The sequence below is a fragment of the Kitasatospora sp. NPDC029312 genome, assembly GCF_055569215.1.
Genome location: NZ_JBVHXY010000030.1, coordinates 16,799 through 31,322 on the forward strand (window position 1 = coordinate 16,799; position 14,524 = coordinate 31,322).

Below are 14,524 nucleotides of genomic sequence, written 5' to 3' on the forward strand. Positions count from 1 at the left end.
GTCCGGAGCGAGCAGTGCCCCGGACAGGTCGCCTTGCCGTACCCCGGGCACCGCCCTGCCCCGGTCCGGCGGACCCGGCCGTCGCGGCGGCCGGGCCCGCCGATGCGCCGCCCGGCGGGCCCGGTCGACCCGATGGGGCCGCCCATGACCGCGAGCAGCACCCGGCCCGGCCCCGCGCCGCGCGCCCCCCGCACCACCGAGGCGCACGCCCACGGCCCCGCGCCCGACTCCCCCGCCCCCTGCGCGCCCTCGTACCACCGGCTGACCGTGCTCGACCCGGTCGTCCAGGTGCACTGCGCACCGCCCCGACGCGGCGACGGCTGGCTGACCGCCGCCGACCTGGCCGCGGAGCCCGCGGCGGTGCGCGCGTGGGTCGCCCACGACGCCCGGCAGGGCCTCACCCGCTATGGACAGCCGCTGCGCCCGGACGTGGCGGCGGGCTTCGGACTGCACCGCTTCGTCTGGCCGGTCTCGCTGCTGTTCACCGTGCCGTGGCTCCTGGAGCGGCGCGTCCCGTTGCTCGACCCCGGCGACGTCTCGGTGCGCCGGGGCCCGGGCTCGGGCACAGGTTCGGGCTCGGGCTCGGGCTCGGTCGAGCTGACGGCCCGACCGGACGCCTTCGTCTGCCTGCCGGACGATCCGGCGGCCGAGTCGCCGCAGGCCCGCACCGTCCCGGACGAGGACGCGCTGGCCGCCGAACTGCGCCGTCTGCTGGGCGAGTTCCTCGAACCGGTGCTGGCCGCCTTCGGTCCGGCGGTGCGGCGCGGGCCGCGGGTGCTGTGGGCGATGGCCACCGACGCGGTGGTGGAGGGGCTCGGGTACGCGGGCGGGCTGCTCGGGGAGCGGGAGCGGGCGCGCGCCGAGCTGACCGCGCTGCTGGCACCCGGGGAGCCCTCCGCGTGCGCTCCCGGCGCGGGGCCGTGCCCCGCTCCCGCCCCGGCCCCCTTCGCCCCGGGCGCCGGGTTCGCGGACCCGGCGCCCGGCCGCGCGAGCGCTCCATGCGGCCCGCACGGCGGCGTGAACCGCCCGACGGACCCCGCGGACGGCCCATCGGAGGGCGCGGCCGGCGCTTCGGACACCGACCGAGCCCGGGCCAGCTGCTGCCTCGTCTACACCGTGGAGCCCGCGGACATGTGCGGCGGCTGCCCCCGGATCCGCCGCCGCTGAGCGGCGCCGCCGCCCCCTGTCACACGAAGTTGACGAAAACCTGTCCGATAATGAATCGGAAAAGCCCGGGATTTCGGGAGAAATCCGCTTCGAATTCATATGACGATTCGATTGACACCAGGCCGGAGGTCCCTCTCCCCAGCGCATTGACGACGAATCAGCCGTTCCCCCGCCGAGCATCCGCCATGATGGTCCCCGCCATCACGACGCAGGAACGCGACGCAGGAAAGCGAGGCTGGTTCCGGCGATGAAATTGTCCGACATACCGCTCGGCTGGGCCGTCACCGGAGTTGCGGGGCTGCTGGTCAGCGCGCTCCTGGTGGCCCTGGCCCGGAGCCGGGGATCCGCTACCGGCGGCGGTGCGGATTCCTGGGAGCGTTCCGAGGAACGGCGCCGCTACAAGGAATCCCTCTACGGCGGGGCCTCGTACACGCTGCTGTTCTGCTGCGCCGGCGTCGCGGCCGCACTGTCCTTCCACGGGCTGGTCGGCTTCGGCGTGCAGAACCTCGGCCTCTCCGGCGGCTGGGAGTACCTCGTCCCGTTCGGGCTCGACGGCGCCGCGATGTTCTGCTCGGTGCTCGCCGTCCGGGAGGCCAGCCACGGCGACGCCGCGCTCGGCTCCCGGCTGCTGGTCTGGCTGTTCGCCGGCGCCTCCGCCTGGTTCAACTGGGTGCACGCCCCGCGCGGCTTCGGCCACGCGGGCGCCCCCCAGTTCTTCTCCGGCATGTCGCTGTCCGCGGCGATCCTGTTCGACCGCGCGCTCAAGCAGACCCGCCGGGCCGCACTGCGCGAACAGGGCCTGGTGCCCCGCCCGTTGCCGCAGATCCGCATCGTCCGCTGGCTGCGCGCCCCGCGCGAGACCTACGCGGCCTGGTCGCTGATGCTGCTGGAGGGCGTGCGCAGCCTCGACGAGGCGGTGGAGGAGGTGCGCGAGGACAAGCGCGAGCGGACTCTGGAGAAGGAGCGCCGCAGGCTCGCGGGCCGCCGCGAGCGGGCCGAGATCCGAGCGCTCAACCGGGGCGGCCACTGGCGCGGACGCGGCGCCGCGCGGGAGTTGGAGTCCGGCTCGGAGCCTGCCATAGCCGGCGGGCCCGGCTCGGAGCGGCCCGAGGTGACGGCCGCCGGTCCCCGCGGGGGCGGCCCGCGCGAGGTCGGCGCGGCCGAGGGCACCGTCGTCCAGCCGGGCCTGCCGGCCCGCCCGGAGCGGCGCACCATCGACCTCACCATGGACGAGGACACCGTCACGCTGCCCCGACTGGACTCGCTGGAGCGCAAACTCAAGGACTTGGAGCAGCAGTTCGGCTAGTCCCCGGGGCCGGCTCCGGGGTCAGTTCCAGAGCCCGGGTGTGAGGACCACCTCGGCACGGGCACCGAGGAGTCGGCCGGCGCCCGGCGGCAGCGGGACGCGGATCGCATCCTGGTCGGGGCCGAGCGGCCCGGCGCCGAGCCGGTCCCGGTCGGCGATCGCCCCGGGCAGCTCGGAGTTCCAGGCCGCCCAGATCCGCAACTCGCCCTTGGGGTCGTCACTCTCGTGCCCCACGTCGACGATCAGCGTGTCGTCCCAGTCCGCCGTCTGGGCGAGCTGGTCGCGCCAGAACAGCAGTCCGTGCTCCTCGGTCAGCCGGGAGACCCTCAGGTGCAGGGCGTAGCGCGACGGCGGTGAGACCGGCTCCCGGGTGCCGTCGGTGGGCGCGGTGAGCGGATCGAGCAGGAAGACGGTGGTGAGCTGGACGGGGCCGCCGTCGGGGCCGGGCTCCAGCGCGACGGGGCAGTAGTGCGCTGCCAGCTGCTGGTGCACCACCACGGGCAGTCCGCGGATGGAGAGCTGGAGTTCGCCCTGCCGGAACGTCCGGCGGCCGTCGGTCACGGTCGGCCCGGGGTCCAGGCCGGCGAGCGCGACCGCCACCCGCTTGCGGCCGAACAGGAAGCGGCGCAGGTTCTGGTAGCCCTCCTCGGAGTTGACCAGACCGTAGCGGCCGGAGTGCGAGCGGTGGACGTAGGCGCGGTGCGCGCCGTCGACACAGGCGTTGCCGATCGCCACCAGGCCGTCGCTCTGCGGGCCGACCACCTTCCGCGCCGGCCCGTAGTCGCCGGCGTCGGTGCCGATCACGCAGAACACCCGGTCGGTGTCGAAGGCCTCGGGCGGGATCCGCTGGGCCCGCCAGCCGTCCGGGGCCTCGGTGCCGTACTCGACGCCGGGCACCAGATAGCCGTACATCCTCTCGGGCGAGAACACGTCGGACCCGACCGGGCCGAGGTCCTCCATGAGTTCGTCGAGCAGACCGGCGCCGACGGCGAAGCCGATCCCGCCGTGCGGGGTGCCGTAGGTGAAGAACTTGTCGACCAGGTCCTTGCCGGGGACGGTCGGCCGGAAGTCCCCGGCGCTGTCGTAGGACCACTTCTGGAGCATGCTGCGGCAGATCAGGCCGCCCATCGAGTGGGCGATCAGGTGGACCTTGTCCGCGCCGGTCTTCTCCCGGACCAGTTGGACGAGTTCGTACAGGTCGCGGGCCGACGCCTCGATGTCGAAGTCGGCGGCCCGCTTGCCGAAGGTGTCGGCGGAGTCGTCGTAGAAGCGGTGGATCCAGACGGTCGCCGGGTCCACCGACCCGGCCTCGCAGGAGCGCAGGTACGCCTTCGGGTCACCTGCCGTCAGCGGGTGGTAGCCGTCGTCGGCGAACAGCCGCAGCAGCGGACTCTCGAACTGGTAGTACTGGGCGGTGCCGTCGCCGCCGACCCGGATGTGGGTCGAGCCGGCGTTGAACCCGTAGAAGGGGTCGTCCACCTGCCTGTCGATGCCGGAGGTACCGCCGGCGAAGCCGCGGACGTAGATCAGCGGCAGCCGGGCGGCGCCGTCGACGGCATACGGGGGTGCGGCCGGCTCCGGGCGCGGCGGCGGCAGCGGGATGGTGGGGGAATCGACGGCGTCCGCGTCCGGGTGGTGGTGGAAGACCGGCACCATGGCGTGATCCTCGGTACGGCAGTGGTCGGGGCCGCCCGCCTGGAGTCGGCGAGCCGAGCCACACACCTCGTCGGCTGCCGGGACGCGCCGCGGCGCGTGACCTGGTTTCAGACTCGCAGACGGGACCGCCGTGCGCACCCATTGCGCTGACGCACGAACAATTGCCGCCTCACTGCGACCGGGCGACTCCGCACGGCGACGGCCGGGCGGACCGCTTTCAGGCTGCGACGGACGAGGGCCCGCGTTCAGGCGACGATGGTCGGGCCGCCCGCGCTCAGGCGGCGCCCGCCCCGCTGAGTTCGAACCACATCCGCTTGCCGGAGCCGCGCGGCTCCACGCCCCAGGCGTCCGCCAGGGCCTCGACCAGCATCAGTCCGCGCCCGGAGGAGGCCTGCTCGCCGGGCGTGCGGCGGGTCGGCCACAGGTCGGACTCGTCCTCCACCTCGACCCGCAGCCGGGCCCGGCCGCCGTCCGCGTCCGGCTCCCGGTAGAGCCGGGCGGTGAACATGGCGTCCCGGTCGGTGTGCCGGATGGCGTTGGTGACCAGCTCGGAGGAGAGCAGCTCGGCGGTGTCGATGAACTCGGCGACGCCCCAGCGGCGCAGCGCGTCGCGCAGTTCGGCGCGGACCTCGGCGATCCGCGCGAGGTCGGCCTGACCGATCCGGCGGCGCAGCTGCTGGGTGGTGAGCCCACCTTCCGGGCCGTCCCAGCGCAGGAGCAGCAGCGCTATGTCGTCCTCGCGCTCGCTGGAGTCGGCGGCCTGGGAGGCGATCCGGTCGGCCAGGTCCTCCAGCGGGTCGCGGGCGGCTTCCCGGGCGACCGGCAGCGGCCGGGCGAGTGCGCGGGTGAGCCGGTCGATGCCCTCGTCCAGGTCCATGCCGCGGGCCTCGACCAGGCCGTCGGTGCACAGCAGCACCGTCTCGCCCGGGTCCAGACTGAACCGGGTGACCCGGTACTCCTGGTCGGGGTCGATGCCCAGCGGCAGTCCGCCGGCCACCGGCACGACGGCGGCGGTGCCGTCGGCGCGGCGCACCACCGGGTCGAGGTGGCCGGCCCGCACCGCGTAGACCACGCCATAGTCCACGTTGACCTCGGCGTAGGCGCAGGTGGCGAAGTGGTCGGTGTCCAAGTCGGCGAGGAAGCGGGAGGCCCGGGCCATCACCGCGGCGGGCGGGTGGCCCTCGGCGGCGTAGGCGCGCAGCGCGATCCGCAGCTGGCCCATGATGCCGGCGGCGTGCACGTCGTGGCCCTGGACGTCGCCGATCACCAGGCCGACGTGCCCGCCGGGCAGCGGCACCACGTCGTACCAGTCGCCGCCGATCTGCAGGCCGGAGCCCGCCGCGAGGTAGCGCACCGCGGTGGTCACCCCGGGCACGGAGGGGACGGTGCGCGGCAGCATCACCCGCTGCAGACCGGCCGCCAGCTCGTGCTCGGCGTCGTGCAGCCGGGCCCGGGCCAGCGACTGGGCGACCAGCCCGCCCAGGGTGGTCAGCAGGGTGCGCTCGTCGGCGTCCAGTTCCCGCTCGTCGTCGAAGCTGACCACGCACACGCCGATCGCCCGGCCGCTGGCCACCAGCGGCAGGTAGGCCCAGGAGCCGCGGCCGGTGCGGTTGGTCTGCTCCCAGACGCCGGCGTAGCGCTCGCGGAACTCCCCGCGGTTGGAGACGAACACCGGCGTCCGGTGCTTGAGCGCCTCGGCGGCCGGGTGGGCGGCCGGCAGCACGGCGCGGTCCCAGACCGCGAGCGACTCCGAGCGGTAGCCGGAGGCGCCGAGGATCTGCGTCCGGCCGGCCTCGAAGGAGGCGAGCACCAGGCCGTCCGGTGGCAGTCCGGGCAGCGGCAGCTCGGTGAAGACCCGGGCCACGTCCCGGACGGTGACGGCCTCGGAGAGCGCGCGGGCGGCCTCCTTGATGAACCGGGAGCGCTCCTCGCGTAGCTGGGCGAGCCGGTCGGCGCGGTCGCGTTTGTGCAGTTCGACGGTGGCGTCCCAGACGAAGCCCACCATCCGGGAGGCGCGGCCGAAGGCGTCCGCGAGGACCCGGCCGCGGAAGCGCACCGCCCGCATCGTGCCGTTCGGCCCGACGGTGCGGTAGTAGGCGCCGCACTGGCCCAGTTCGGCCACCGCGCGCTCGACCCGGCGGCGCACCACGGGCGCGTCCTCGGGGTGCAGCAGGGACATGAAGGAGGCGGCGGTGCGGTCGAAGCGGCTGCGCTCGACGTCGTCCAGGCCGATGATCGCGCAGGCGCGCTGGTCGCCCTCCAGGACGTCGCGGCGGATGTCCCAGTCGAAGGAGCCGATGCCGTTGGCGGCCATCGCGGGCTCCAGCCAGTCCGGCATGGAGTCGGCGGAGGAGGGCGGCAGCCCGCCGGGCAGCACGGGCGCCAGCCGTCCGGCGGCGAGTGCGGGGGGCGTGCGCAGCCGGCTCCGGCGGGAGGCCTGCGCGGGCGGGCGGGTGGCTCGCGGCGGCTCCACGGCGGGCGCGCCGGGAGGAAGGGCCGGCCCCGGCGACTCGGGCTCAGTGGGCATGCTGCTCCTGCCGCTGCCGTGGCGGACCGCGCCGACCGTCCGGACGGGCCGCGTGGCGGTGTGATGGGTCGTGCTGGGTCGGACGGTGCCGACGGGCGGTGCTCAGTCGAGGTTCGGTCTCCCCGCTGCTTGCCGCACGTGGGCACACATTCCCACCATCCTGGCCAATGTTCGGCCGAGCGGCAATGGCAACGGCCCGGAAATCTTGGGCTCCGCCTTTTGTTCAGGGCTTGCTTCGGGGACGGATCGATCGACCGCGAACGGGTGCGCGGGCGGTGGGTAAGAGTCGCGGCGCAGCGCGGCGGCTCGGGGCGGGCGGCGGCTGGGAGCGGGGCGGGGCGGCGGCTGGGAGCGGGACGGCGACTCGGGGCGGGCCCCGGCTCAGGACAGGGCGAGCTCGAACCAGGTGATCTTGCCGTCGCCCTTCAGCTGCACGCCCCAGGCATCTGCGAGCGCCTCCACCAGCAGCAGCCCGCGCCCCGAGGTCGCGTACTCGGGCTCCGGATCGCGCCGGCGCCCGGGCAGTCGGCTGGCGCCGTCCTGCACTTCGATCCGCAGCCGGCTGTCCGAGCCGAGCACGGCCTCGAAGACCGCGCCCTTGCCGGTGTGCAGCAGCGCGTTGGTGACCAGCTCGGAGGAGAGCAGTTCGGCGGTGTCGGACAGCTCCGGCACGCCCCAGTGGCTCAGTGCCGCGCGGAGCCGGTGCCGGACCGCGCCGACCGCGACCAGGTCGGCCGGGTCGATCGTCAGGTGCAGCCGGCGGTGCACCGCGCAGCCGGGCGCCGACGCGCCGGACACGGTCGTCCCGGCGCCGACGCCGGCGGCAGGGCCCGGGGCCGTTCCGGCCCGGTAGGCGTCGCCCGAACTCGTCCGTTGCCGCGGGAATCGCGACTGACCGTCCATCAACACATGCCCCCGCCCTCGAGTCCGGGCCCCCGCCTCCGGATCCCCCGCCGGCCGGGTGGCCCCCGCGTTCTGACCACCCATCCTCATGCCCAGTTGACGACGTTTGCAACAGTGTGCGTCCGATCACGTGGGGTGAAAGGGGCACGGGGAGGTTCACGTGATCCAACTGCCCGCGCCGGACAGGTTTGCGAAGCGCAGTGGCGGTTTTCGAAGCCGCCCCCGTCCGATCCCGCGCACACCCGGCGCCCGTACGGACCGTGCGCCCGGCCGCGTGCCCCGCCTTCGCGACGCCCGCGCCGGGCGCGCGAATGCGGCCCCACCCCGGCCGGCCGTCCGACGGGCCTGACCCGGCCGGAGCCGCCAGGCTGGACACGGCGGTGGACGCGGAGGGTCGAGACACAGGGGACACGGAGGTGGACGCGGAGGCTGGACACGACGCCCCGGGCCGGGTTCAATGACCCCGAGATGTTTGAACGACGTTCTAAACGATGGTCCGAACATCACCCCGGAAGCCCGGCCCCGGCCACCCCCTCCCCGGCCGACGAGCGAGCGAGGAACCGTGCGACTGACCCCCACCGAGCGGGACCGGCTGCTGATCTTCACAGCAGCCGAGCTGGCCCGCGCCCGCCGCGCCCGGGGCGTGCGCCTCAACATTCCCGAGGCCACCGCCCTGATCGCGGACACCGTCTGCGAGGCCGCCCGCGACGGCCTGCGCCTGGCCGAGGCCATCGAGGCCGGCCGCTCCGTGCTGACCGCCGACGACGTGCTGCCCGGCGTGCCGGACGTGGTCACCGTCGTCCAGGTCGAGGCCGTGTTCGAGGACGGCACCCGCCTCGCGGTCGTCAACGACCCGTTCAAGGGCGCCGGCTCGCTCGGCGACGACGCCCCCGGCAGCGCCCTGATCGGCGACGGCGCCGGCTACGACCCGGTCGAGGAGACACTGCTGATCCCCGTCCACAACACCGCCGGGGTGCCGATCTCCGTCACCTCCCACTTCCACTTCTTCGAGGCCAACCCGCGCCTGGCCTTCGACCGCGCCGCCGCCTACGGCACCCACCTCGCCGTCCCGGCCGGCTCCTCGGTCCGCTTCGACCCGGGCGCCACCGTCGAGGTCGGCCTGGTGCCGATCGGCGGCGAGCGGGTCGCGATCGGATTCGCGGGGCTCGTGGACGGCCCCCTGGACGCGCCCGGCGCGAAGGAGGCGGCCCTCGCGAAGGCCCGCGCCACCGGCTACCTGACCAGCTTCGACGACGCGGAGGTGCCGTCATGACGTCGATCACTCCCCACGACTACATCGCCGTGCACGGCCCCCGCGCCGGAGACCGCATCCGGCTCGGCGACAGCGGCCTGATCGTCCGCGTCGAGTCCGACTCCCAGGCGCCCGGCGACGAGTTCCTGGCCGGCTTCGGCAAGACCGCCCGCGACGGCCTGCACCTCAAGCCCGCCGCCGTCCGCGACACCTGCGACGTGGTGATCAGCAACGTCCTGGTCATCGACGCGATCCAGGGCATCCGCAAGACGTCCATCGGTCTGATCGGCGGCCGGATCGCCTCCATCGGCCGGGCCGGCAACCCGGACACCCTGGACGGCGTGGACGTGGTGGTCGGCACCGGCACGACGATCGTCTCCGGCGAGGGCATGATCGCCACCGCCGGCGCCATCGACACCCACGTCCACCTGCTCTCGCCGCGGATCATGGAGGCCTCGCTCGCCTCCGGGGTCACCACCATCATCGGCCAGGAGTTCGGCCCGGTCTGGGGCGTCGGCGTCAACTCCCCCTGGGCGCTGCGCCACGCGTTCAACGCCTTCGACGCCTGGCCCGTCAACATCGGCTTCCTCGGCCGCGGTTCGTCCTCCGACGAGGCCCCACTGATCGAGGCCCTGGCCGAGGGCGGCGCCTCCGGCTTCAAGGTGCACGAGGACATGGGCGCCCACACCCGCGCCCTGGACACCGCGCTGCGGGTCGCCGAGGAGTACGACGTCCAGGTCGCCCTGCACACCGACGGCCTGAACGAGTGCCTCTCCGTCGAGGACACCCTGAAGGTGCTGGAGGGCCGGACCATCCACGCCTTCCACATCGAGGGCTGCGGCGGCGGGCACGTCCCCAACGTGCTGAAGATGGCGGGCGTGCCGAACGTCATCGGCTCCTCCACCAACCCCACCCTGCCCTTCGGCCGCGACGCGCTCGGCGAGCACTTCGGCATGATCGTCTCCGCGCACGACCTCAAGGTCGACCTGCCCGGCGACGCCGCCATGGCCCGCGACCGCATCCGGGCCGGCACCATGGGCGCCGAGGACGTGCTGCACGACCTCGGAGTCATCGGCATCACCTCCTCCGACGCCCAGGGCATGGGCCGGGCCGGCGAGACCGTGCGCCGCACCTTCGCCATGGCCGGCAAGATGAAGGCCGAACTCGGCCCCATGGACGGCGCCGGCTCCTACGGGACGACCGAGAACGGCGACGACAACGAGCGCGTGCTGCGCTACATCGCCAAGCTCACGATCAACCCGGCCATCGCCCACGGCCTCTCCCACGAGGTCGGCTCGATCGAGGTCGGCAAGCTCGCCGACATCGTGCTGTGGCGCCCGGACCACTTCGGGGCCAAGCCGCAGCTCGTCCTCAAGTCCGGCTTCCCCGCGTACGGTGTCGTCGGCGACCCCAACGCCTCCACCGACCGCTGCGAACCGCTCGTCCTCGGGCCGCAGTTCGGCGCCCACGGCGCCACCGCCGCCGACATCTCGGTGGCCTTCGTCGCCCAGGCCGCCGCCGACGGCGCCTACCTCGACCGCCCCGCCGACGGGCTGCCCACCCGCCGCCGCCGCGTCGGCGTCCGGGGCACCCGCGGCATCGGCCCGCGCGACATGGTGCGCAACGCCCGGATCGGCCAGGTCGAGGTCACCGAAACCGGCCTGGTCTCCCTGGACGGCTCGCCGCTGCGCTCCGAACCCGCCGACAGCGTCTCCCTCAGCCGCCTCTACTTCCTCTGATCTCCTCCTCCGATCCTCCCCTCAAGGACTCGACGATGACCACCCCCACGCCTGCCTCCCTCGGCTACCGGATGCCCGCCGAGTGGCACCCCCACGACCGCACCTGGATGGCCTTCCCGACCACCAACCCCACCTTCGACGGCCCCGAGCAGCTGGACGCGGCACGCCGGGCCTGGGCCGCCGTCGCCGACACCATCGTCAGGTACGAGCCGGTCACGCTGATCGTCAACACCGGCGAGACCGAGGCCGCCCGCCGCTACGTCTCCGAGCAGGTCGAGATCGTCGAGCGCCCGCTCAACGACGCCTGGATGCGCGACATCGGTCCGTCCTTCCTGATCGACGGCAAGGGCTCGGTGGCCGCCGCGGACTGGATCTTCAACGGCTGGGGCGCGCAGTCCTGGGCCCGCTGGGACAAGGACCAGCACATCGCCGAACACATCGGCGACCTCACCGGCGTCCAGCGCTTCGCCTCCCGGCTGATCAACGAGGGCGGCGGCATCCACGTCGACGGCGAGGGCACGGTGCTGGTCACCGAGACCGTCCAGCTCGGCGAGGGCCGCAACGCCGACTGGACCAAGAAGGAGGTCGAGGCCGAGCTGCACGCCTTCCTCGGCACCACCAAGGCCATCTGGCTGCCGCGCGGACTCACCCGCGACTACGACGAGTTCGGCACCCGCGGCCACATCGACATCGTCGCCTCCTTCGTGCGCCCCGGCGTCGTGGTCGCCCACGTCCAGCCGGACCCGGCCCACCCGGACCACGAGGTCTGCAAGGAACTGGTCGCCATTCTGCGCGCCTCCACCGACGCCCAGGGCCGCCCGCTGGAGGTCATCGAACTGCCCGCCCCCACCGTCCTGCTGGACGAGGACGGCGGGCCGGTCGACTACTCCTACATCAACCACTACGTGGCCAACGGCGCGGTCGTGCTGTGCGCCTTCGCCGACCCGCGCGACCAGGAAGCCGCCGACATCCTCGCCAAGGCCTACCCCGGCCGCACCGTCGAACTCGTCGACGCCCGCGAAATCTTCGCCAACGGCGGCGGCATCCACTGCATCACCCAGCAGCAGCCCAAGGCCCTCTGACCCGCTGAGACGATCCACCCGGGTGGGAGCGGTGCGCTCCCACCCGGCCGGCCTTCCGAACTCCGCACCACCGAGGGAGAGCACAGCACATGGCGGACGCCCGCCCGCGCCGTCCGGCGCGCCCCCGCGAGGAGGTCTTCGCCACCGCCCGGGCCGCGATCGCCGAACACGGGCTCGCCAAGCTCACCATGGCCGGCCTCGGCAAGCAGCTCCAGATGAGCGCCGGGCACCTGCTCTACTACTTCGGCAGCAAGGACCAACTGCTGCTGGAGACCCTCCGCTGGAGCGAGGACCAGCTCGGCGCCCGCCGCCACGAAGCCCTCACCGACCACACCGCCGACCCCTGGCAGCGCCTCGACGCCTACCTCCGGCTCTACCTCCCCGAGGGACCGGGCGACCCGCGCTGGATCCTCTGGGTCGAGGTGTGGGGCCGCTCCCCCGCCAGCGCCGAGATCCGCCAGGGCCAGCAGGAGATCGAAGCCCCCTGGCAGGCCGACCTGGTCACCCTCCTCGAAGAGGGCGCCACCACCGGCCATTTCACCCCTGGCCCAGCCGCCGACCGCGCCACCCAACTCCGCGCCCTCCTGGACGGCCTGGCCGTCCCCATCGCCATCGGCCTCCCCGACGCCAACCACCCCGCCGCCCTCGCCCAGGCCACAGCAGTCGCCAAGATCCTCCTCCACACCTGAGCCCGCGGGCGAGCGCAGCCCCCAACCGCCCCCCAAACCCGCCCCCGAAGCCCGCCCACTCGACCCCTGCCGCCACGGCGCGCGCCCGCGCGCCGTACGCATCAGAAGTCGACCCCGCCGACTTCCTACACACGCGTTCCTCTCGGAAAAATATGTGGATCGGTCTACTGATTCATCCCTATCGAGCCAGCCGCGCACGAAAAGTCGAACCCGCCGACTTTTCGTGCAGGGTGGTGGCTCCGCGGGAGTTGGCGTGGCTCTCGGGGCGGCGTGCCAGGGGTCGGGGCTGGAGAGCCGAAGCGTGGTGTCGGGAGGTCGGTAGGTGAGCGCAGGCCCGTCTGCTCCTCAACCGCCGGAAGTCGGCGGGGCCGACTTCCGGGGGCGGCGGGGCCGTTCCGTTACTCGGTCCAGACGGCGGCGGCTGTGCGGTCGTCGGCGTAGCCCTTTGCGCGGACTTGGACCTGGCGGAGGAAGTCGACTGTTCCCGGGGGGTGGGGGTGGGCCCAGTGGGAGGAGAGGAAGTGGGCGACGGCCGGCTCTTCGGCGATCGGCACGGACAGGCCCGGGGCGCAGAGCAGCAGGATGTCGCCGGGGGTGGCCGGGACGAGGCGGAAGCGGAACGGGCGCGGGTCCGCCGTGGGGGCGTCCGGCAGTGGGGGTTGGCCGTCCGGGTGGTGGAGCAGCCGGGCGGCGTAGGCGTCGATCCAGTGGCCGGAACGCAGGAGGTACAGGCCGCCTGGTCCGACGCCGAAGGCCGCGCGGTAGCCCGCCGACGGGTCCAGCGAGACCATCAGGCAGTGCAGCGCGGCCGGGGAGGGTGCCCCCTCTCCCTCGGCCTGGGGTGCCAGTGCGCGCAATGGTGCGGCGGCGCTGGTCGCCAGGCGCTGGAGGCCGTACCGCAGCCGGTCCCGGGCGCCGTCGCGCAGATCGGTGGCCAGGCCGGACCGGCTGCGGCCGATCGCGGCGGCGAGTTGACGGCAGGCTTCGCCGGTGGCGGTGGCCGCGGCCTGCGCGGTGAGCACCCCGTCGTCGGCTGCACCCGTGCGGTCGAAGCCCGCGAGGACGGCGAGCAGCAGTCCGTCGGGACCGTCGCCGAACCTGGTCACCAGCAGGCTGTCGCGGCGCGGTTCGCCCCGGTAGCGGGCGGAGTCGCCCCGGACGGAGACGGCGCGCAGCACGGTGCTCCCGTACTGGGCGCCCTCCAGGGCGGTGTCGGGGACGACCGCGGCGAGTGAGCCCGGATCCGCCTCCGGTACGGCGGTCGGTTCGGGGCCGTAGGTCGGGGGGCGCTCGCCGACGTGCGGGACGGTGGGGCCGGTGCCGGCGAGCGGGCCGCGGAGGGCCAGCCGGGGGTCGGGGGCGGCGGGCGCCGGCTCGGGGTCGGGCTGGGGGGCGTGGTCGGGCTCGGGTTCGGGTTCGGGTTCGAGTTCCGGGGTTGGGGTGGGCGTGGGGGTTTCGGTGGTGGCCGGGGGTTGCGGGGCCGCCGGGTCGGTTTCGGGCTTCGGCTCGGGAGCCGCTTCAGGCGTCGGCTCGGCGGCGGGGGCCGGGGCGGCGGGCTTGTCCAGCGAGATCGGGAGGGACGGTGCCTCGGGCTCGGGCTCGGGCTCGGGCTCCGGCTCTGGCGCAGGCGTGGGCGCAGGCGTGGGCGTGGGGTCCGCCGGAGGCTCATCGACGGCGAAGGAGGGGGCGGGGAACTGGTGGGTCTCCGTCGAGGTGCGTTGGCGCCCGATCCCTTCGGTCCCCTCGCTCGCGCCGGTCCCCCCGATCACGCCGATCGCGGTGTCGAACCAGTCGTCGATGCTGTCCCTCGCGGGCGGTTCCGCGACGGCCTCCGGCTCCGGCTCCGCCGTGCGCTGCTGCCCGATCAGTCCGACCGCCGTGTCGAACCAGTCGTCCACGCTGCCGTCGCCCGGGTCGGCGTGCGGGGTGTCGGGGAGGGTGCTCGCCGGGCCGTCGTAGACCGTGTCCCACCAGCCGTCGCCCGGCCGGGGCGGCTGTGCGGGTGCACCCTGCTTGCTCATCTGGCGGCTCCTGGTGGGTCCGTGGTCGCGCCGCCCCCGACGGGGCCGAACTGGCGTCATTGTCTCCGAGTGCAACGACGCTGTCCGGGTTTCGGCGACAACCGGTCACCCACCGGATCATCCCGGCCACCGCGTCCCACCAGCCACTTCGCCGGAGCGTGACCGGGGCGCCGCCGGGCGGG

Annotated in this window: 10 protein-coding genes; 6 read left to right on the plus strand and 4 right to left on the minus strand. The window is 74.3% G+C overall.

What is annotated here, in order from left to right:
- Positions 1-144: 144 nt before the first annotated feature.
- Together ACZ4WV_RS23505 and ACZ4WV_RS23510 are read left to right on the plus strand one after the other, a co-directional pair.
- A complete protein-coding gene (locus tag ACZ4WV_RS23505) occupies positions 145-1,167 on the plus strand; it encodes a (2Fe-2S)-binding protein (RefSeq protein ID WP_465749766.1) in 1,023 nt (340 codons plus the stop codon).
- Between the two features lie 247 nt (positions 1,168-1,414).
- Positions 1,415-2,473, plus strand: coding sequence for a DUF2637 domain-containing protein (locus tag ACZ4WV_RS23510; RefSeq protein ID WP_465749768.1), 1,059 nt, complete (start codon positions 1,415-1,417; stop codon positions 2,471-2,473).
- 21 nt (positions 2,474-2,494) lie between these two features.
- Here ACZ4WV_RS23510 and ACZ4WV_RS23515 read toward each other — a convergent pair whose 3' ends face one another.
- From ACZ4WV_RS23515 to ACZ4WV_RS23525, 3 genes are all read right to left on the minus strand, one after another.
- A complete protein-coding gene (locus ACZ4WV_RS23515; RefSeq protein WP_465749770.1) occupies positions 2,495-4,129 on the minus strand; it encodes an esterase/lipase family protein in 1,635 nt (544 codons plus the stop codon).
- Positions 4,130-4,403: 274 nt separating this feature from the next.
- Positions 4,404-6,656 carry a SpoIIE family protein phosphatase gene (locus ACZ4WV_RS23520; RefSeq protein WP_465749772.1) on the minus strand — a complete coding sequence of 751 codons (2,253 nt, stop codon included), beginning with the start codon at positions 6,654-6,656 and terminating at the stop codon, positions 4,404-4,406.
- Positions 6,657-7,037: 381 nt separating this feature from the next.
- Positions 7,038-7,454 carry an ATP-binding protein gene (locus tag ACZ4WV_RS23525; protein ID WP_465749774.1) on the minus strand — a complete coding sequence of 139 codons (417 nt, stop codon included), beginning with the start codon at positions 7,452-7,454 and terminating at the stop codon, positions 7,038-7,040.
- A 667-nt stretch (positions 7,455-8,121) separates the two neighbouring features.
- On the opposite strand from ACZ4WV_RS23525, the gene ureA reads away from it, so the two are divergent.
- The 4 genes from ureA to ACZ4WV_RS23545 all read left to right on the plus strand — a co-directional run bounded on the left by ureA (position 8,122) and on the right by ACZ4WV_RS23545 (position 12,321).
- On the plus strand, positions 8,122-8,832 hold the full coding sequence (gene ureA, locus ACZ4WV_RS23530) for an urease subunit gamma (RefSeq protein WP_465749776.1): 711 nt from the start codon (positions 8,122-8,124) through the stop codon (positions 8,830-8,832).
- The gene (locus tag ACZ4WV_RS23535) at positions 8,829-10,550 is read left to right on the plus strand and encodes an urease subunit alpha (protein ID WP_465749778.1); all 1,722 of its coding nucleotides are present in this window, start codon (positions 8,829-8,831) and stop codon (positions 10,548-10,550) included. The genes ureA and ACZ4WV_RS23535 overlap by 4 nt, the downstream gene beginning before the upstream one ends.
- A gap of 35 nt (positions 10,551-10,585) precedes the next feature.
- The gene (locus tag ACZ4WV_RS23540; RefSeq protein WP_465749780.1) at positions 10,586-11,632 is read left to right on the plus strand and encodes an agmatine deiminase family protein; all 1,047 of its coding nucleotides are present in this window, start codon (positions 10,586-10,588) and stop codon (positions 11,630-11,632) included.
- A gap of 89 nt (positions 11,633-11,721) precedes the next feature.
- Positions 11,722-12,321 (plus strand): TetR/AcrR family transcriptional regulator, encoded by a 600-nt coding sequence (locus ACZ4WV_RS23545; protein ID WP_465749782.1) that lies wholly within the window; start codon positions 11,722-11,724, stop codon positions 12,319-12,321.
- A gap of 398 nt (positions 12,322-12,719) precedes the next feature.
- On the opposite strand, the gene ACZ4WV_RS23550 is transcribed toward ACZ4WV_RS23545, so the two are convergent.
- Complete coding sequence (locus tag ACZ4WV_RS23550; protein ID WP_465749784.1) at positions 12,720-14,342, minus strand: protein phosphatase 2C domain-containing protein; 1,623 nt, start codon at positions 14,340-14,342, stop codon at positions 12,720-12,722.
- Between the last annotated feature and the right edge of the window lie 182 nt (positions 14,343-14,524).